At 74.8% G+C, this 18,836-nt stretch carries 18 protein-coding genes; 5 read left to right on the top strand and 13 right to left on the bottom strand.

Going from position 1 to position 18,836, the window contains the following annotated elements:
- The first annotated feature begins 98 nt into the window (after positions 1-98).
- Positions 99-2,537 carry a GNAT family N-acetyltransferase gene (locus tag HUT06_RS30795; protein ID WP_176198907.1) on the top strand — a complete coding sequence of 813 codons (2,439 nt, stop codon included), beginning with the start codon at positions 99-101 and terminating at the stop codon, positions 2,535-2,537.
- 13 nt (positions 2,538-2,550) lie between these two features.
- On the opposite strand, the gene HUT06_RS30790 is transcribed toward HUT06_RS30795, so the two are convergent.
- Positions 2,551-2,868 (bottom strand): hypothetical protein, encoded by a 318-nt coding sequence (locus HUT06_RS30790; RefSeq protein WP_176198906.1) that lies wholly within the window; start codon positions 2,866-2,868, stop codon positions 2,551-2,553.
- Positions 2,869-2,954: 86 nt separating this feature from the next.
- On the opposite strand from HUT06_RS30790, the gene HUT06_RS30785 reads away from it, so the two are divergent.
- The 3 genes from HUT06_RS30785 to HUT06_RS30775 all read left to right on the top strand — a co-directional run bounded on the left by HUT06_RS30785 (position 2,955) and on the right by HUT06_RS30775 (position 5,550).
- A complete protein-coding gene (locus tag HUT06_RS30785) occupies positions 2,955-3,536 on the top strand; it encodes a DUF5998 family protein (RefSeq protein WP_089327551.1) in 582 nt (193 codons plus the stop codon).
- Positions 3,536-4,648, top strand: coding sequence for an alkaline phosphatase family protein (locus tag HUT06_RS30780; RefSeq protein ID WP_176198905.1), 1,113 nt, complete (start codon positions 3,536-3,538; stop codon positions 4,646-4,648). The genes HUT06_RS30785 and HUT06_RS30780 overlap by 1 nt, the downstream gene beginning before the upstream one ends.
- A 71-nt stretch (positions 4,649-4,719) precedes the next feature.
- The gene (locus HUT06_RS30775) at positions 4,720-5,550 is read left to right on the top strand and encodes a sulfurtransferase (protein WP_254715473.1); all 831 of its coding nucleotides are present in this window, start codon (positions 4,720-4,722) and stop codon (positions 5,548-5,550) included.
- A gap of 35 nt (positions 5,551-5,585) precedes the next feature.
- Here HUT06_RS30775 and HUT06_RS30770 read toward each other — a convergent pair whose 3' ends face one another.
- The 4 genes from HUT06_RS30770 to HUT06_RS30755 are packed head-to-tail and all read right to left on the bottom strand — an operon-like array spanning position 5,586 to position 9,586.
- Positions 5,586-8,093, bottom strand: a complete 2,508-nt coding sequence (locus tag HUT06_RS30770; protein WP_254715472.1) for a CHAT domain-containing protein — start codon at positions 8,091-8,093, stop codon at positions 5,586-5,588.
- Positions 8,090-8,539 (bottom strand): hypothetical protein, encoded by a 450-nt coding sequence (locus tag HUT06_RS30765; RefSeq protein ID WP_176198903.1) that lies wholly within the window; start codon positions 8,537-8,539, stop codon positions 8,090-8,092. The genes HUT06_RS30770 and HUT06_RS30765 overlap by 4 nt, the downstream gene beginning before the upstream one ends.
- The gene (locus HUT06_RS30760) at positions 8,536-9,060 is read right to left on the bottom strand and encodes an RNA polymerase sigma factor (protein ID WP_176198902.1); all 525 of its coding nucleotides are present in this window, start codon (positions 9,058-9,060) and stop codon (positions 8,536-8,538) included. The genes HUT06_RS30765 and HUT06_RS30760 overlap by 4 nt, the downstream gene beginning before the upstream one ends.
- Positions 9,050-9,586, bottom strand: coding sequence for a hypothetical protein (locus tag HUT06_RS30755; protein WP_176198901.1), 537 nt, complete (start codon positions 9,584-9,586; stop codon positions 9,050-9,052). The genes HUT06_RS30760 and HUT06_RS30755 overlap by 11 nt, the downstream gene beginning before the upstream one ends.
- Positions 9,587-9,920: 334 nt before the next feature.
- On the opposite strand from HUT06_RS30755, the gene HUT06_RS30750 reads away from it, so the two are divergent.
- On the top strand, positions 9,921-10,415 hold the full coding sequence (locus HUT06_RS30750) for a DUF3145 domain-containing protein (protein ID WP_163057090.1): 495 nt from the start codon (positions 9,921-9,923) through the stop codon (positions 10,413-10,415).
- A gap of 203 nt (positions 10,416-10,618) precedes the next feature.
- Here HUT06_RS30750 and HUT06_RS30745 read toward each other — a convergent pair whose 3' ends face one another.
- The 8 genes from HUT06_RS30745 to HUT06_RS30710 all read right to left on the bottom strand — a co-directional run bounded on the left by HUT06_RS30745 (position 10,619) and on the right by HUT06_RS30710 (position 18,747).
- Entirely contained in the window at positions 10,619-11,926 is a 1,308-nt protein-coding gene (locus HUT06_RS30745) for a beta-ketoacyl synthase (RefSeq protein WP_176198900.1), read from the bottom strand.
- Positions 11,927-12,010: 84 nt separating this feature from the next.
- Positions 12,011-12,262, bottom strand: coding sequence for an acyl carrier protein (locus tag HUT06_RS30740; protein WP_138637210.1), 252 nt, complete (start codon positions 12,260-12,262; stop codon positions 12,011-12,013).
- Positions 12,263-12,318: 56 nt separating this feature from the next.
- Entirely contained in the window at positions 12,319-13,287 is a 969-nt protein-coding gene (locus HUT06_RS30735) for a beta-ketoacyl-ACP synthase III (protein ID WP_176198899.1), read from the bottom strand.
- Positions 13,284-14,198: an ACP S-malonyltransferase gene (locus HUT06_RS30730; protein ID WP_176201735.1), complete on the bottom strand. Its 915-nt coding sequence runs from the start codon at positions 14,196-14,198 to the stop codon at positions 13,284-13,286. Before HUT06_RS30730 ends, HUT06_RS30735 begins: the two co-directional genes overlap by 4 nt.
- Before the next feature lie 137 nt (positions 14,199-14,335).
- A complete protein-coding gene (locus HUT06_RS30725) occupies positions 14,336-15,517 on the bottom strand; it encodes a CdaR family transcriptional regulator (protein WP_254715471.1) in 1,182 nt (393 codons plus the stop codon).
- Positions 15,518-15,570: 53 nt separating this feature from the next.
- Positions 15,571-16,638, bottom strand: coding sequence for an alpha/beta hydrolase (locus tag HUT06_RS30720; RefSeq protein WP_176198898.1), 1,068 nt, complete (start codon positions 16,636-16,638; stop codon positions 15,571-15,573).
- Positions 16,632-17,807: an acyltransferase gene (locus HUT06_RS30715; protein ID WP_176198897.1), complete on the bottom strand. Its 1,176-nt coding sequence runs from the start codon at positions 17,805-17,807 to the stop codon at positions 16,632-16,634. The genes HUT06_RS30720 and HUT06_RS30715 overlap by 7 nt, the downstream gene beginning before the upstream one ends.
- Positions 17,800-18,747, bottom strand: a complete 948-nt coding sequence (locus tag HUT06_RS30710) for an alpha/beta hydrolase (protein WP_176198896.1) — start codon at positions 18,745-18,747, stop codon at positions 17,800-17,802. Before HUT06_RS30710 ends, HUT06_RS30715 begins: the two co-directional genes overlap by 8 nt.
- Positions 18,748-18,836 lie beyond the last annotated feature (89 nt).

Below are 18,836 nucleotides of genomic sequence, written 5' to 3'. Positions count from 1 at the left end.
CCGGAGCCCCGATAAGGTCTCGAACGCGCAGCGAAACGCGGGGAAGACCGTTTTTCCCGGCGCGGGCCCAGGAGCGTCCGTGCCTTACCCTCGGGTACGTGACCGAGCGTTACCCGGATCAGTGGGAGGCCGACGTCGTGCTCAGCGACGGCGGGACGGCCCACCTGCGTCCCATCCGGCCCGATGACGCCGAGCTTTTGCGCTCCTTCCACGAGCGGCTGTCCCCGGAGTCGATCTACTACCGGTTCTTCTCGCCGCGCCCGCACCTGTCGGACCGCGACGTCGAACATTTCACGACCGTCGACCACGACCGGCGTGTCGCGCTGATCGCCACGATCGCGGGGGTGATGGTGGCGGTCGTCCGCTATGACCGGCTCAGCGACCGGCCGGAGACCGCGGAGGTCGCGTTCCTCGTGGAGGACGCGCACCAGGGCCGCGGCCTCGGCGCGGTGCTGCTGGAGCACATCGCGGCGGCGGCGCGGGAGCGCGGCGTGCGCAGGTTCGTGGCGAGCGTGCTGCCCGACAACCGCCGGATGACGCGGGTGTTCCGGGAGGCGGGCTACCAGGCGGAGCAGCGGTTCGAGGAGGGCGTGATCGAGCTCGTCCTCGACCTGGAGCCGACCGACACCTCGCTGGAGGTCATGACGGCCCGCGAGCACCGGGCCGAGTCGCGGTCGATCCAGCGGCTGCTGTTCCCGGGGTCGGTGGCGGTCATCGGGGCGAGCCGCGCGGAGCACAGCGTGGGGCAGACCGTCCTGCGGAACCTGCTGTCCGGTGACTTCAGCGGGCCGGTGTACCCGGTGCATCCGACGGCGGTCGCCGTGGCGGGGGTGCGCGCGTACGCGTCCGTCCTGGACATCCCGGACGATGTGGATCTCGCGGTCGTCGCCGTCCGTGCCGACACCGTCCACGAGGTCGTGGAGCAGTGCGCGGCCAAGGGCGTGCGGGGCCTGGTCGTGGTCTCGTCCGGCTTCGGTGAGGTCGGCGAGGAAGGGCGCGCCAACCAGAAGGAACTCGTCAGCCTCGCGCGCGCGTATGGAATGCGTGTCGTGGGCCCCAACTGCCTGGGGATCGCCAACACCGACACTGACGTGCGGCTCAACGCGACCCTGGCGCCGACCATGCCGGGACGCGGGCCGGTCGGTTTCTTCTCCCAATCCGGTGCGCTCGGCATCGCCATCTTGCAGCGGACGGCCGAACGCGGCCTCGGCCTGTCCACCTTCGTGTCCGCGGGCAACAGGGCGGACGTCTCCGGCAACGACCTCATGCAGTACTGGGAGGAGGACCCGGCGACCAAGGCCGTCCTGCTGTACCTGGAGTCGCTGGGCAACCCCCGCAAGTTCGCGCGGCTGGCGCGCAGGCTGGGCCGCCGCAAGCCGATCGTCGCGGTGAAGAGCGGCCGCAGCACCCAGGGCGTCCCGCTGGGGCACGCGGCGCGCGCGCTCACGCTGCCCGACCACGCGGTCAGCGCGCTGTTCGAGCAGGCCGGCGTCATCCGGGTCGAGGACCTCGCCGAGCTGTTCGACGTCGCGCAGGTGCTGGCCTACCAGCCCCTCCCCGCCGGGGACCGCATCGCGATCATCGACAACTCCAACTCGCTCGGGCTGCTCGCGCAGGACGAGGCGGTGGCGCTCGGGCTGCAGGTCAGGCCGCGCATCGACCTCGGCCCCGGCGCGGACGCCGACGACTACGAGGCCGCCCTCGCCGCCGCGCTCGCCGACGACACGGTGGACGCGGTCGTGGCGCTGTTCACCCCGCCGACGATCGGCGGCTACGACGTGCGCGTCCCGGAGAAGATGCTCCGGCTCGCCGCCGGCGCCGGCAAGCCCGTCGTCGCGACCTACCTGGGCACCGAGGGCATGCCCGCCGACCTGCGCGTCCCCGGCCCGGACGGGATGCCCGCCGAGGGCTCGGTGCCGTCCTACACCTCGCCGGAGGACGCCGTCCGCGCGCTCGCCTACGTGATCCGGTACGCGCAGTGGCGGCGGCGCCCCGCCGGCCGCATGCCGGTGTTCGAGGACGTCGACCGCGACCGCGCCCGCGTGCTCGTCGCGGACTGGCTCGGCGACGGCGGCCCGGTGGACGTCCCGGCCGAGAAGGCGGCGGAGCTGCTCGCCTGCTACGGCATCGACGTCGCCGAAGGCGGGGACGGGGTGCCGACCCGCGTCGTCGTCCGCGAGGACCGCTCGTTCGGCGCGCTCATCTCGTTCGGCATCGCCGACGAGACCGCCGAGCTGCTCGACGACCGCGCCTACCGGCTGTCCCCGCTCGCGGACGTGGACGCCGCCGAGATGATCCGCGCGATCCGCACGGCGCCGCTGCTGCTCGGCCACCGGGGCGCCGAACCCGTGGACGTCAAGGCCCTCGAACAGCTGCTGCTGCGCGCGTCGCGGCTCGGCTACGACCTCCCCGAGGTGGCGCGCCTGGAGCTGGACCCCGTCATGGTGGACGGCCGCGGCGTCACGGTGCGCGCGGTGAGGCTGACGCTGGAGCGCCCCCTCGGCCCCCGCGCCGAGATGGGCCCCCGCCGCCTGTGAGTGCGAGCCGCGATCAGCCCGGCGGGCCGGGCGGGCGCGGTTCCGGGGTCGGCGGGACGGGGTCGGGCTCCGGCCCCGGCGGGATCGGCTCGGGCGGCGGCGCGGGCGGCGTCGGCTCCGGCGCCGGGCCGGGCGGTGTGGGCTCCGGCGGCGGCCCCGGCGGGACCGGTTCGGGCGACGGACCCGGCGGGACGGGCCCGGGCGGCCGCGGCGGCGGGCCCGGATAGGGGCCGGGCGGCGGTTCGGGAGGCACCGGCGGCTCCGGCGTGGGGGCCGGGTCCGGGGTGGGCGGCGGCACCGGCGGCGGGGTCGGCAGTGGATGCTCGTCCATGCCCCCCACCTACCCCGCGGGCGCGCGAATGACCGCGCGCCGGGCCGTCATGTGCGCGGCCGCCACGGACAGGGCAGGATGGGGCCATGAGGGAAACCCGAGCGACCGCAAGCGGGTTGCGCACGGCGATCGAGCGCAGCGGTTACTACCCGGCCCTGGTCGCGGACGCGGTCGAGTCGGCCGTCGGCGACGAGCCCGTCGTCGCCTACGTCGTGCACCACGAGGCGACCTTCGACCCCGCGATGGAGGTGCGGCGGCACGTCACGGTGCTCGTGCTGTCCGCGACCCGGCTGCTGGTGTGCCACACCGACGAGCACCCGCCCGGCGAGGGGATGGCCCAGCCGCACGCGTCCACCACCACCGAGGCCGTCAAGCTGGAACGCGTCCAGTCGGTCGCGGTGACCCGCGTCGTCCCGGACCCCGCGTCCTACGTGCCGGGCGTCCCGCCCACCGAGGTCGTGCTGACCATCGGCTGGGGCGCGATCGCGCACATCGACCTCGAACCCGCCACGTGCGGCGACGAGAACTGCGAGGCCGACCACGGCTACACCGGCAGCGTCACCGCCGACGACCTGTCCCTGCGAGTCAGCGAGGCCGCCGACGGCGCCGACGCGGTCACCCAGGTCCTGGCGTTCGCGGAGGAGCTCTCGGCGGCGACCGCTCGGTGATGGAGGTTCCGGTACCTCGGTACGGGGCGGGGGCGCTCGCCGATCTTCCCGGGTCGGTGCTGGCGGCGCTCGGCGTCCCCGGCGCGGTGAACGTGCTGGGGCTGCCCGAGCTGCCGCGCGCGTGCGTCCTGCTCGTGGACGGGCTCGGCTGGGAGCAGCTCAGGGCGCATCCGGACGAGGCCCCCTTCCTGAACGCGATGGACGGCGGCCCGATCACGGCCGGGTTCCCGGCGACGACGGTCACCAGCCTGGCCTCGCTGGCGACGGGTGCGCCGCCCGGCGGGCACGGGCTGCTGGGGCTGCAGGTCGCGGTGCCCGGCACCGGCCGGCTGCTGAACTGCCTGCACTGGAAGGACGACGACCCGGATCCGGCGGTGTTCCAGCCGGTCCCGACCGCGTACGAGCGGGCGGCGGCGGACGGCGTCGAGGTCGGCTACGTCTCGCTGCGCCAGCACAAGCGGTCGGGGCTGAGCCGCGCGACCGCCCGCGGCGCCGAGTACCTATCCGCCGAGGGCCTGGGGCAGCTCGTCGGGCGCGCCGAGGCGGCGCTGCGCCGCGGTGAGCGCGCCTACGTCACCGCGTACCACGCAGACCTCGACGGCACCGGCCACCGCTTCGGGGTCGGGTCCGCCGACTGGCGGCACCAGCTGCGGTTCGTGGACGTGCTCGTCCAGCAGATCGCGGCGGTGCTGCCGCCCGGCACGGCCCTGTACGTGACGGCCGACCACGGCATGGTCGACCCGTCCGAGCGCGTGGACGTCGACACCGTCCCCGAGCTGCGGGACGGCGTCGCGCTCCTCGGCGGGGACGCCCGCGCCCGCTACGTCTACAGCGAGCCCGGCGCCCACGACGACGTCCTCGCCGCCTGGACGGCCGTGCTCGGCGACCGCGCCTGGGTCGTCCCGCGCGAGCGGGCCGTGGCGGACGGCTGGTTCGGCCCCCTGGGCGACGGCATGCGCGAGCGCATCGGCGACGTGATCGCCGTCCCGTACTCCGACCTCGCGATCGTCGCGTCCGAGCGGGAACCGTGGCTGAACCGGATGGTCGGCATGCACGGCTCCCTCGTCCCGGCGGAGCAGCTCGTGCCGCTGCTCGCCACGTCCCGTCCCTGACACCCAGCGGATATGAGATGAACCAGGATTCGCCCCTCCCTAATCAGGGCATTTACGCGCAAACTGGCCGTGTGCACCCTCTCATCGAAGTGCCCGCGCTGGACCGGCTGCTCCGGCGGCAGGCGCCCGTGGTCCTGCTGGACGTCCGATGGCATCTGGCGGGTCCGCCGGGGATCGAGTCCTACCGCAAGGGGCACCTGCCCGGTGCCGCGTTCGTCGACCTCGACCGCGATGTGGCGGGCCCGCCCGGGAGCGCCGGGCGGCACCCCCTGCCCGAGCCCGCCGTCTTCGAGGCGGCCATGCGCCGCGCCGGCGTGTCGCACGACAGCCTGGTCGTGGTGTACGACGATGCCGACTCCACCTCCGCCGCCCGCGTCTGGTGGTCGCTGCGCTACTTCGGGCACGACCGGGTGCGGGTCCTGGACGGCGGCTACCGCGCCTGGACGGAGGCGGGCCACCGGCTGAGCACGGCCGACCCCGAGGTGAAGCCGGGCGACTTCATCGCCAACCCGGGCCGACTGCCCGTGCTCGACGCGGAGGGCGCCGCCGAGCTGGCGAAGGCCGGGGTCCTGCTCGACGCCCGCGCCGCCGAGCGGTACCGCGGCGAGCAGGAGCCGATCGACCCGGTCGCCGGTCACATTCCGGGGGCCAGGAACGCTCCCACGTCCGGGAACGTCGGCGTGGACGGCCGTTTCCTGCCGCCCGGGCTGCTGCGCGAGCGGTTCGCCCAACTCGGCGCCACCGACGCCCTCGACGTCGGCGCCTACTGCGGCTCCGGGGTGACCGCCGCCCACGAGATCCTCGCCCTCAACCTCGCCGGCATCCCCGCCGCCCTCTACGTCGGCTCCTGGTCGGACTGGGTGAGCGACCCGTCCAACCCCGTCGCGACCGGCGACGCCTGACCCTGCCCCCACCGGCCCCGTCACCCCGCGCCCCGTCACCCCGCGCCCATCGCCAGGAAGCCGGTGGTGGCCGGGGTGCGGGGGAGCGCGGCGAGGGCCTCGGAGGGGCGGCGGCCGGACGCCACGGCGGCGTGGAAGGCCGCCATGAACTCCGGGGTCGCCTCGTCGCGGACGGGCGCGACGCTGGCGATCACCGTGGCGGTGCCGAGGGCGAGGAGCGCGCCGGCCATGCCGAGGACCGCGTCGCCCTCCCCGGCGCGGCCGATGTCGCAAGCCGACAGCACGACCAGGTGCGGCGGAGCGGCCAGCTCGTCGAGGTCGTGCACCATCAGCGGGCCGTCGGCGAGGCGCAGCCGCGAGAACAGGGCGTTGCCCTCGCGGAACTCGCCGTGGGCGGCGATGTGGGCGAGGCATGCGCCGTCCAGAGCGTCCCGGACGGTCTCCGCGCGCGCTTGCGCACCCATCAGGACGCGCGCCTGCGGGTGGAGTCGCTGGAGCGCGGCGACCTCCCGCTCGGCGTGGTGCAGATCAGGGCCCGCGACGAGAACGGTGTGCCCAGCGGGAGGGGCCGCCGCCTGGGCCTGGAGCCAGGCCCTCGCGGACGGGACGACCGTGAAGGGCCGTCCGACCAGTGACGGCAGCGCCGCCCACGGCAGGCCATGCAGGGCGCCGGTCGGTGCGACGACGAGCTCGCGGTCGCCGAGGACGGGGCTCAGCGGGCCGAGCACGAGCCGGTCGAGGCGCTCCGCCGCGCCGGTGAGGGTCGCGAGGGCCTGCGGGTCGTCCCGCTCGGCGAGGCGGCGCGCGGCGAAGCGGAGGAGGCCGGTCTCGCGGCCGACGCCGTCGCACGGCCCCAGGAGGTGGCGGTGCGGCGGGCCGTCCGCGACGGTGACGGCGTGCAGTTCGCCACCGGCCTCGACCAGCTCGACGAGGACCCGGCCGCCGAGCGCCGCGGCGATCTCGGCGGCATCGGCGGTGCGGGGCGGCGCGGCGCCGGACGGGCGGCGCCGCGTCCGCGACCGGATCCGCGCCTCCAGCGCCACCATGTCCGGCGCGAGCACGGACGGCCCGCCGCCGCGCGCGGTGTCGGCCGTGTGGTCGGTGCTCAGCGCGCGGAGGGCGGCCAGCGCGGCGGCGCGCTCGGGATCGGCGGGCGGGCGGACCCGGACCGGGCGCGCGATCGCCCGGCGCCGCTCCTCGACGGCGAGCAGCTCCTCCGCCGAACGGGCCAGGCCGAGGCCCAGCCCCGCCAGCTCGGCGGCGAACCCCGCCGCGCGGGCGCGCAGGTCGAGCGCGCCGAGCACCTCCGCGTGCTCCTCGGTCACCCGCAGCCCCGCGTCGACGGCGGCCACGGCGCCCTCATGGTCGTGCCGGGCGGCGCGTTCGAGGGCCAGGGCGTGCCAGGCGGCGATCTGGCTGGACGCACGGCCGCGCGAACGCCCGACGGAGGACAGCAGGTGCCCGGCGGGCCTGCCCAGCTCCAGCGCCACCCGTGCCGCCACGATGCGGGCCTCGTCGGCGGCGTCGGCCCAGCCGCCGCCCTCCAGCCGCTCGGCCGTCGCCGCCGCCGAACGGAGCAGGACCGGGGAGCGTTCACCGGACGCCCATCTGGCCCTGAGCAAGGCGTGCTCGGCCAGCAGCATCCATCCCGTGCGCTCCTGCTCGGCGAACATGGTGCGGGCGTGCTCGGCCGCGGCGGTGGCGTCCTCCGGGTTGCCGTCGGCGAGTTCGGCGTGGGCGAGGAGCAGGAAACCGTCCGCGACATCGCACCCGTAGCCGTTCGCCATGGCCGCGTCCAAGGCGGCGGTCAGGACGGGACGTGCCTCATCCGGCAGACCCGCCATGATGAGGGTCTCCGCCTGGTCGAAGCGGCACTGCGCCAGACGTTCACCGGTCAGGCCCGGTTCGGCCTCTGCGAAGAGGCGAAGCGCGCGCGGGGCGTCCCCACGTCGCGACACGGCGAAGGCCAGATTGCCCTTCGACATGGCCGTCTGATGACGCAGCCCAGCCGCCTCGCCCACGGCGACGGCCTCCGCCAGGGCCTCTTCAGCGCCGTCGTAGTCACCGCGAAAGGCGCACGCCAGACCCAGGTTCGTGAGGAGGCCGTTCAGCGCGGCAGGGTCATGCCCTTCGCGTAACCGGGGCAGGGCGGCCTCAGCGACCGCGTGGGCCTCGTCCAGCCGTCCGGCGCGGGCCAGGGCGCATGCCTGGTTCGCGGCAAGCCTGTCCGCGTCACGGCCGCGCAGAACGGGTCGCGCCTCATCGGCCTGGGCGAGGGCCTGGGTGACGTCACCGCGCGCTGTGAGCAGGCCGACGAGGTTCATCCGCACCTGCGCGGCCGCATAGCCCTCGGCGAGGCGCAGGGCGCGCTCCAGGCAGGCGATGCCCTCGTCCAGCCGCCCCAGCTCCTTGGCCGCCAGCCCGGCGACCCGCAACGCGAGGACGCCGCCGCCCGCGTCGAGCAGTTCGCGCGCCCGCGCCGACGCGGTCGCCGGGTCCATCGCCGCCATCGCCAGCAGGGCGCTCTCGTCCCGCCCCGTCACAGGTCGATCCAGCTCGTCACGATCGAGGAGCCGTCCTCCAGCCGGAACACGAGGCTGACCAGCCCCTCCGGGACGCGCGGAACGCAGAACAGCCCGGCCGGCTCGGTCCGCGCGCTGATCCCGCCCGGCGGCAGGTCACGGTGCCGGACCTCGACGAGGGCCGGCGCGGACGGGACGAGCCGTCCGGTGATCTCCCGCTCCCGGCCGTGCTCGGCCACCTCGATCTCCACCTCCCGGCCGGGGCAGGCGAACGTCACCTCCCGGCCCGGCCCGCCGCGCACCCCGGCCGCCGCCCGGCCGCTGCGGTCGTGCGCCGGCTCCGCCAGCACCGCCGCGGGGAGCCGCCACGCGATCGACGCGCGCGCCGCCGCCAGCACGTCCGCCGGCACGGGGTCCAGGACCTCGAAGGCGTCCCGGACCCCGGACATCAGCTCGTCGTCGTTCACGGGACGAGCCTCCGCAGCGCGTCCAGGCAGCGCGCCCGGGTCGGCGCCACACTGCCGACCGGGATGCCGAGCGCGGCGGCCAGCTCCGCGTGGCTCGGCGCCAGCGCGAACAGCCGCAGCAGCGTCCGGCAGCGGCGCGGCAGCGTGTCGAGCGCGGTGCCGACCCGGCCGAGCCGGTCGCGGTCGGCGACGACCCGCTCGGGGCCCGGCTCCGGCCGCCGGGGCGCCGGCACCAGCGGCACGTCGCGGCTCCTGCGCCGCACCAGCCGCAGGCTCTCGTTCCGCGCCGTGGTGGCCAGCCAGCAGCCGGTGGCCGCCGGGTCCCGCAACCCGTCGATCCGCTCCACCAGCCGCAGCCACGTCGTCTGCACCACGTCGCCCGCGTCGGCGTCGTTCAACCCGTGCGAGCGGGCGATCGACCACAGCAGCGCGCTGTGCAACTCGACCAGCCGGGCCCACGCGTCACCGTCGCCGCCGCGCGCCCGGACCACCAGCTCGTCCGTTCCGTCCTTATGGGCCACCGAAGTCTCCTCCCGAGGCCCCCCGCTTATTGCTGACCCTATGCCATCGAACGCTGACTGTCAGTATCGTTTTGCGAGTCGATGACGACGCCCAGGTGTCGAGGATCGCGACCGTCACCTCCCGTCGGGCCGGGACGGCCTCCGGCGCCGGCACGGGCGCGGCCGGACGGGGCAGGTCGGCGGGCCCGCTCCACCACATCGGCTGACCGAGGACGAGGTGGTTCGGCGCCGCGCTCAGCCGCCGGGACCGCGCGCCCCGGCCGGGCCCGCCCGCCGCCAGCATCGCCGCGACCTCGCACACGTCCACCTTCGCGGGGGCGCGCAGCCGCAGCCGGGAGACGCCGCGCTCGTCCTGCCGCGCGTCGGACCAGCGGCGCAGGAGGTCCTCGGCGGCGCCGGCGTCCCGCCCGGCGACGAGGATCTCGTCCCGCCGGATCAGCGCCGGGCGGCCCGGCAGCGGCTCCACCACCACCGCGTCGGGATGCCGCGCGAGCATCCGCTCGATCCGCGCCTGCTGGTCGAACATCCGTCCTCGCCTCCGCCTTGGCCGTCGCTCCGCGCTCATGCTGCCGGATCGGCGACGTACCGTCACGGGAAACGAACGGAAAGTGCCCGCCGTCGAGGGGGTGCGGCCGGCCTTGCCGGGTTGCGTGCTTTCGTCGCGGACCGTCCTCCGAGGGCCTACCCTTGTCGCTCGGACCCGGTGAACGGCGCGCATCGCGTGGTCAAGCGTTCGATAAACAAGGAACTCACGGTGGTGCCAGACGGGCCGATGATGCACAATGAGGGACGCGGACGCCGACTTGGGACGTACGAGGCCGTAGGGGAAGACGAGCCTCGGTACAGATCCAGGAGGTCCGGTGACCGCACGTGGCGTCTTTTACGTCCACTCCGCGCCGCCTGCGCTGAGCCCGCACATCGAGTGGGCCGCCGCAGGTGTTCTCGGTGTGCCCGTTTCCCTTGAGTGGGCTGATCAGGCGGCCGCGCCGGGAACGCTGCGCGCGGAGCTGCATTGGGAGGGCAGGCCCGGCACCGCCGCGGGCATCACCTCGGCGCTGCGCAATTGGAAGCTCGTGCGGTTCGAGGCCACCGAGGACCCCACGCCCGGGACCGACGGCGTCCGGTTCAGCTTCACCCCGTCCCTCGGGGTCTTCTCCGGCGTCATCGGTGCCAACGGCGACATCCTCGTCCCCGAGGACCGGCTCCGCTCCGTCATGGCCAACGCGGCGGTCGGCAAGACCACGCTGGAGCACGAGCTCGACCGCCTCCTCGGCACGCCGTGGGACAACGAGCTGGAGCCCTTCCGCCGGGCCGGCGACGGCGCCCCCGTCCGCTGGCTGCACGCCGCCGTCTGAGCCCCGCCGGCCCGCGCGCCGCAGCCCGGCGCGGGGCCGGCCGGAGCGTGCCCGCCCCGCAACGCGCACGCCCCGCCGCGCCCCGCTGACGAACGGCGGGCCGACGACGGCCGCCGCCGGGCGGCGCCGGCCGAGCGCACGGCATGAGAAACGGCCCGGTGAGCCATGAGGCTCGCCGGGCCGTCGCTCGTCGTGCGTGCGGGTCAGAGGGCGCGCTGGAAGGCGACCGAGACGTTGTGGCCGCCGAAGCCGAACGAGTTGTTCAGCGCCGCCGCCGGGCCGTCGGAGATCTTGCGCGGCTCGTCCCGGACGATGTCCAGGTCGGCCTCGTCGTCGAGCTCCTCCAGGTTGGCGACGAAGGGGATCAGCCCCTCCTTCAGCGCGAGGACGGTGAACACCGACTCCAGCGCGCCGGCGCCGCCGAGCAGGTGCCCGGTCATCGACTTGGTGGCGGTGACGGCCACCTGGCGGGCGGCGTCCTCGCCGAGGCCCGCCTTGATGGAGGCGAGCTCGGCCACGTCGCCGGCCGGGGTGGAGGTGGCGTGCGCGTTGATGTGCACGATGTCGGCCGGCTCCAGCCCGGCGTCCTTCAGCGCGCGCTGCATCGCCTTGGCCTGCCCGGCGCCGCTCGGGTCCGGCAGGACGATGTCGTAGGCGTCGCCGGAGTAGCCGCAGCCAGCCGCGATGCCGTGGACGCGGGCGCCGCGGGCGCGGGCGTGCTCCTCCGACTCCAGGATCAGCACCGCGGCGCCCTCGCCGAGGACGAACCCGTCGCGGTTCTTGTCGTAGGGGCGGGACGCGCGCTCCGGCGCCTCGTTGCGGGTCGACATCGCGCGCATGGCGCCGAACGAGGCCATCTGCAACGGGTGTATGCACGACTCGGTGCCGCCGCAGATCACCACGTCGGCGCGGCCCGCGCGGATCATGTCGATGGCGTAGCCGACGGCCTCGCCGCTGGACGCGCAGGCGCTGACCAGGGCGTGCGAGCCGGCCATCGCGCCGAACTCGATGCCGACGTGCCCGGAGGCGCCGTTCGGCATCAGCATCGGGACGGTGAAGGGCGAGACCCGCGACCAGCCCTTCTCGCGGTAGACGTCGTAGCTGTTGAGCGCGGTGTGCAGGCCGCCGATACCGCTGGAGAACACGACGCCGAGGCGCTCGCCGTCGACGGTGTAGCCGCCGTCCACGCCGGCCTTCTCCATGCCCTTCTGCGGCTTGCCGCCGGCGGACGGCGCGAACCCGGCGTCGGCCCAGGCCTCGCGCGCGGAGATCAGCGCGATCGCCTGGTTGCGGTCGAGGCGGCGCATCGCCTGCTTCGGCAGGACCTCGTCCGGCTGGACCTTCAGCGTCGCCGCGAACTGGACCGGTAGCCGGTCGACGTCCTCCCAGTCCAGTTTCCGGACCCCGGACTCTCCGGCGAGCAGGGCGGACCAGGTCGACGGCAGGTCTCCGCCGAGTGGGGTCGTTGCACCGAGACCGGTCACCACGACCCTGGTCTGGCTCTTGCTCATACTGGATGCTCCTTGCGGACTGGGAGGGGAGAAGGGCGGGCGCGCCGCCTACCGGCCGGGCCGGCGGCGCGCCGTCCCGAGGTACTAGCTCTGCAGGTTCTGGACGAAGTTGACGACGTCCTTGACCGTCTTCAGGTTGCGCAGCTCGTCGTCGGGGATCTCGACGCCGAACTGGTCCTGCGCGGCCACGGCGATCTCCACCATCGACAGCGAGTCGATGTCGAGGTCGTCGATGAAGTTCTTCTCGGGGGTCACCTCGGCCTTGTCGATGCCGACGATGTCGTCGATGATCTCGGCGAGGCCGGTGAGGATCTGCTCTTCGGTGGCGACTGCCATGGTTCTGCGTTCTCCTTCGGTGGGTTGGTCCAGGCCCTGCGGGCAGGCGCGACGGCCTACGGGATCTGGATGACTTGGGCAGCGTAGGACAGTCCGGCTCCGAACCCGACAAGCAGGGCCGGGGCGCCGGACGGCACGTCGCCGCGTTCGATCATGCGGGAGAGCGCCAGCGGGATGGAGGCGCCCGAGGTGTTGCCGGACTGGACGATGTCGTCGGCCACGACGGCGTTGGTCGCCTTCACCTTGCGGGCGATGGCCTGGATGATGCGCAGGTTGGCCTGGTGCGGGACGACGGCGGCGAGGTCCTCCGGCTTGACCCCGGCGCGCTCGCAGGCCTGCAGCGCGATGGGGGCGATGGCGGTGGTGGCCCAGCGGAACACCGCCTGGCCCTCCTGCCGGATGAACGAGTGCCGGTCGTCGATGATGATCTTGTCGTACTGGTCGCCGGCGCTGCCCCACACCACCGGGCCGATGCCGGGGGAGTCGCTGCCGGTGACGACCGCGGCGCCGGCGCCGTCCGCGAAGATGATGCAGGTGGAGCGGTCGGTCCAGTCGATCCACTGGGACATCTTCTCGGAGCCGATGACCAGCACGTTGCGGGCGCTGCCCGCCTGGACGGCGGCGCTCGCGGTCGCGAGGGCGTAGCAGAACCCGGCGCAGGCGGCGTTGAGGTCGAACGCGCCGGGCGCGTCGATGCCGAGGCGGTGCGCGACGAGCGCGGCGTGGCTCGGCATCGGCGACTCCGCCGAGCAGGTCGCGAGGATCACCAGGTCGATGTCGGACGGGTCGAGGCCGCTGCCGGCGAGGGCCTTGCCGCCCGCGTGCACGGCGAGCTCGACGATGCCCTCGTCGTCGCCGGCGATGCGCCGCTCGGCGATGCCGACGCGGCTGCGGATCCACTCGTCGTTGGTGTCGACGGTCTCGGCCAGCTCGTCGTTGGTGACGATGCGGGCCGGCCGGTAGTCGCCGAAGGCGAGGACGCGGGCGCCGGCGGTCGGCGCGGGGATCGTGAGCCCGGCGGTCATGACGCGTCCGCCTTGATCAGCTCGCGGGCCTTGTCGAGGTCGTCGGGTGACTTGAGGGCGACCAGCGGGACTCCCTTCAGCTCGCGCCGGGCGAGACCGGTGAGCGTCCCGGCGGGCGGCAGCTCGATGATGCCGGTGACGCCGATCCCGCGCATCGTCTCCATGCACGCGTCCCAGCGGACGGGCGCGCTGACCTGGTCGACGAGCCGGGCCACGAAGTCGCCGCCGGCGGTGACGGCGGCGCCGTCGCGGTTCTGCAGCAGCGTGGTGCGCGGGTCGGCGGCGCGCACGCCGGCGGTGAGGCGGCGGAGCGCGTCGACGGCGGGCTCCATGTGCTCGGTGTGGAACGCGCCCGCGACCGACAGCGGCCGCAGCCGCGCCTTGGCGGGCGGCTCGTCGGCGAACGTCGCGAGCCGCTCCATCGTCCCGGCGGCGACGATCTGGCCGGCGCCGTTGACGTTCGCGGGGGTGAGCCCGTGCTTGTCGATGGAGGCGAGCACCTCGTCGGTGTCGCCGCCGAGCACCGCGGTCATCCCGGTCTCGGTGACGGCGGCGGCCTCGGCCATCGCCCTGCCCCGCTCCCGGACGAGCACCAGCGCGGTCTCCGGCGTCAGCACCCCGGCGATCGCTGCGGCGGCCAGCTCGCCGACGCTGTGCCCGGCGACGGCGCCCGGGACGGCGTCCTCGTAGAGCACCTCGTAGGCGGCGAGCGCGGCGGCGACCAGCAGCGGCTGGGCCACGGCGGTGTCGCGGATCTCCTCGGCGTCCGCCTCCGTCCCGTACCTGACCAGGTCGAGCCCCGTGACGGCCGACCACCAGGCGAGACGGTCGGCGACTCCGGGTATCTCTAGCCATGGCTGCAGGAAGCCGGGGGTCTGGGCGCCCTGGCCGGGCGATGCGAGGAGAATCACAGCGTCCAGCATTCCGTCAATGTCCGCTGACCTCGATACCGATCAGCACGAACTTTGGTCGGACCCCTTTGTACGACCCCTACAACCCCTGAGGCGCGTCCGGCGGGTCGGGGTCGGCCGGGGAGGCCCGCCGGAGGTCAGCCGTGGGCGGAGCGCGTCCCGAACCGGCCGAGGACCAGGGCGATGCGGAGGGTGAAGGCGTTGCGGCCGTCGGTGGGCGCCAGCCCGGTCAGCTCGGTGACGCGGCGGAGCCGGTACCGGACGGTGTTGGGATGGACGAACAGCAGCCGCGCGGTGGCCTCCAGCGACGAGCCCTGTTCGAGGTAGGTGGTGAGCGTGTCGAGCAGGGGCGCGCCGGCGGCGAGCATCGGGTTGTAGACGCTGTCCACCAGGTAGCGGCGCGCGTCGTCGTCGCCGTCCAGGGCGCGTTCGGGCAGTAGCTCGGTCGCGTGGACGGGACGGGGCGCGTCGGGCCAGCCGGCGGCGGCGCGCAGGCCGGCGACGGCGGCCTGCGCGGAGTGGGTGGACTCGTAGAGGTCGGCGACCTGCGGGCCGACGACGACCGGCCCGGGGCCGCACTTGGCGGCGATGGGGCGGGCCGCTTCGACGGGGTCGATCTCACCGCCGACGATGACGATGACGCGGTGCCCCTGCACGCCCGCGAGCACGTCGGCGCGCGCGCGGCGCGCGGCCAGCTGCATCTGGTCGATGGTGACCTCGGGCTCTTCGTCCTCCGGGGTGAACCCCGCGATGACGGTGACGGGCTTGGACGTCCAGCCGAGGGCGGCGGCCCACGAGTGCATGCCGTCGTCGACCTCGCCGCGCAGCACCGCGTTGACGACGAGGGCCTCCAGCCGGGCGTCCCAGGCGGCGCGCGTCTCGGCGGCGCGCGCGTAGACCTGGGCCGCGCCGAACGCCACGTCGCGGGTGTAGCGGAGGATGGCCTCGCGGAGCTGGGCCTCGCCGCCGGGGACGGCCAGCTCGTCCAGCCGGGTCTCCACCACCTCGATGATGACGCGGATCATGTCGATGGTGTGGTGCAGCTTGATGGAGCGCAGCAGCTCGCGGGGCGCGGTGCCGAACACCTCCCCGGCGATGGCCGGGCGCGTCTTCTCGTCGTTCTTGAACCACTCGACGAACGCGGCGATGCCCGCCTGCGCGACGAGCCCGATCCAGGACCGCTGGTCGGCCGGCATGCGCCGGAACCAGGGGAGCTGCTCCTCCATGCTCGCCAGCGCCGCGGTGCCGAACGTCCCCATCGCCTTCTCCAGGCGCTGGGTGGTCTGCTCGCGGATTTCGGCCTCGTTCGCGGTGTCCACCACCCCAGGGTGCCACTACACCGGTGATGGCCCGTCCCCGAGGGCCGGGCGTGTCAGCCGTGCGTCACCTCGGACGCGCGCCCGAGCGCGATGTCGGTGAGGTTGCGCAGCGACGCCGAGCCGGGGGCGAGGTAGTCGCTGTGCCCGCCGGATCCGGCGTCGAAGACCCGTGCGCCGAACTCGGGGGAGACCGGGTCGGGGCCGAGGCCGATGCCGAGGAAGCGCACGTGGGGGACGTCTTCCATCCAGTCGGTCGTGCCGCGCCCCGCCCAGACACGGGCGGTGCTGCTCAGTTTGGAGGCCGACCAAGCCGATGTTCCCGGACTGCCGTAGAGGGCGATGTCGGTGACGTGCCGCCAGGACGTGCTCTTGGGAGCGTCCAATGCCGCACGGCCGCACACAACCGAGCCGTAGCTGTGGCAGAGCAGACCCACGGTCGCGCTGGGGTTGACCCGGTGCAGGCCCTTCACGAAGTGGTGCAGCTTGCCGGCGCCTTCGTCGGCCCGGTCGTCGGTGAGGACGTCGCTGCTGAACGTCTTGGGCGCCGCGTATCCGAGCCAGGCGACGACCGCCAGCTCCGGGTTCGGCGACATGGAGCGGGCCTGCGCGTAGACGGCGCGCGCGCCGCCGCCGGGCGTCGACCACGGTTTGCCGCCGCGCGTGTCGAACGCGGACAGCGTGGTGTCGGCGCCGGGGACGATGACCGCGATCCGCCGCGCCCTGGTGAGGTCGCCGACGACCTCGATGGCGCGCCCGCCGCCGCGCGGGTCGAAGTAGAGGAAGCGGCGTCCGGGCTGGAGGAACGCGCCGAGCGCCTTGCCGCGGTCGGTGTCGCCGACCGACTGCGCCGTCTTGAGCGCCTCCTCGATGGCGCCGCGTTCGGCGGCGTACCGGACGTCCAGCGTCGAGGGCGCCAGCTCGGGGACGCGGACGGGCGCGGCGTAGGGGTCGGCGTGCCCGGTCCCGGCCGTCGTCAGCATGATCACGCCGATGGACGCGGCGCCCGCCAGGGCCCTGCGCAGCCGCCGCGAGCGCGGCCGCCGGACGTGCGTCCCCGGCGGCCGCCGGACGTGGGACCCCGGCATCGTGGCGTTCGGCGGCATCGTGCGTATGTCTACCATCCAGGGTCGGTGCGGCGGCGCGGCCCCCGTTCGAACCGGCCGGTCAGGGCGTGCAGCGCGGCCAGCGCGACCGCGAAGGCGGCCAGCCACGGCAGCCGCTCCATGATCCATTCCGGGCGGCCGGGTGCCGTGTGCACCCCTTGCAGGTTACCCAACGTGAGCAGCGTCACCGCGGTGACGGCCATCAGCGCGGTCTGGTGCCACAGGAAGACCGTCATCGCCGAGCGGCCCGACGCGTCCAGGAGCGACCGCACCCGGGCGTGTCGCGTCCAGCGGGTGAGGGGTCCGTGCAGCAGCACCGCGAGGCCGGTCTGGGCGAGGCCGAACGCGACGGCCGCGAGCGTCGGCGGGCTCAAGTTGGAGACCGCGGCGCCCGGCACGCCGACCATGCTCGCCGGGTACCCGGCGAGCAGCACGAGCAGCGCGGTCGCCGCCGCGCCGCCGCCCAGCAGGGCGAGCCCGGCGCGGCGGGTGCGCAGCGCGCCGCGTGCCCAGCCGATGCCGAGGTAGAACGGCAGGAGCCAGGCGGTGAGGACGGTGGCCCAGCCCGTCCACCCGGGCGTGTCGAGCGCGAAGCGGCCGAGGTCGATCGCGGCGGTCGCCGCGACGAGGGCCGCGGCGCCGCGCGGCCCGAACCGGTCCCAGGCGGCCGCGATCAGCGGGCCGCACGCCGTCAGCACCACGTACACGCCGAGGAACCACAGCGGGCTGAGGACCAGCTCGATCATCGTCCGGACGGTGCCGGAGGAGAACCCCGCCCACCGCAGGGCGGCGGCGGCCGGGATCCACGCGAGGGCCAGGACGGGCAGGGGCCGCGCGAACCGGGTCAGGCGCCGCTTCATCAGCGCCCCCCACGGCTCGCCAGGACGCCGCGACTTCGCCGCCGAGTAACCGCCCACCAGGAAGAACACGGCGAGCGTCTGGAAGACCCAGGAGATCGGGGCGAGGTAGGGCATCGTCTTCAGCGGGCTGGTGACGTGCAGGTCGCGCCCCGAGGGGTCCGCGACGAACGCGGTGACCAGCCAGTGGCCGATGACGACGCCCAGGATCGCGACCACGCGCAGCGCGTCCACCGCATGGTCGCGCTCCGGCGCCGAGCCGGGACGGCCGCCCGCCTCCCACGCTCGCGTGTCATGCGGCCGTATGTCCAGGGGGCGTGTGTCAAGCATGGGTGACCTCCGCGGTGCGGCCGAGGGCGATGAGGGCGAGGTTGCGGAGTGCGCGCGACCCGGGCTTGAGGTAGGCGCTGTGCGGGCCGGTGCCGGCGTCGAAGCGGAGGGCGCCGAAGCGCGGCGAGACGGGGTCGGTGCCGAAGCCGAGCCCGGCGAAGCGGACGTTGGGCACGTAGCGCATCCAGTCGCCCTTGGCGCGGCCCGCCCACACGCGCGCGGGCGTACCGAGGTCGGAGGCCCTGTCCACGGTCGCGCCGGGACTGCCGTAGAGCGCGATGTCGTCCACGGGCAGCGGCGCGAGGCGCGGGGCGGCCTTCGCGCAGACCACCGAGCCGTAGCTGTGGCAGAGCAGGGCGAACCGGGCGTCCCCGTTCACCTGGTGCACACCGGCGAGGAAGCGCTCCAGCCCGCGCGCGCCGTCCTCGGCCCGGCGGCCCGTAAGGACGGTGGTGCTCAGCGTGGAGGGTGAGTCGTAGCCGAGCCAGGCGATGACCGCGAACCGCGAGTGCGGAGCGCCCGCGCGGGCCTCCTGGTAGAGGGCTCGGGTGCCGCCGCCGACGAACTTGGGCGAGTCGTAGTTGGCCAGCGTGTTGTCCGCGCCGGGCACGACGACGGCGATCCGGTCGGCGTGCTCCAGGTCGCCGACGACTTCGACAGCCCGTCCGGAGCCGCGCGGGTCGAAGGCAAGGAACCGCCTGCCCGAGGCGAGGAAGGCGGACAGCGCGTGCGCCCGGTCCTTATCGTGGACGCGCTTCGCCGTGGCCAGCGCCCGTCCTATGTCCCGCTCGGTGCTCTGGTAGCGGGCGGTCAGGGCCGGCGCAGAGAGCGCGGGCGCCGGCCCAGGGGCGGCGTACGGATCGGCGGGCCCCGCCGCCGGGGCCGCCGAGCCCGCCGCGAGCAGCGACACGGCGGCGAGGGACTGGCGCACACCCGGCATCGGGCCCGTCCTTCCTGGTCAGTGGTTCGCAGCACTGATCAGGACGGTAGAAATCGGGCACCCGGCCGGGGATCAACCGGCGGAGTGGT

The organism is Actinomadura sp. NAK00032, from assembly GCF_013364275.1.
GTDB lineage: Bacteria > Actinomycetota > Actinomycetes > Streptosporangiales > Streptosporangiaceae > Spirillospora.
Note: the sequence above shows the minus strand (reverse complement) of the source record. Positions and strands in the feature narration are given on the sequence as shown.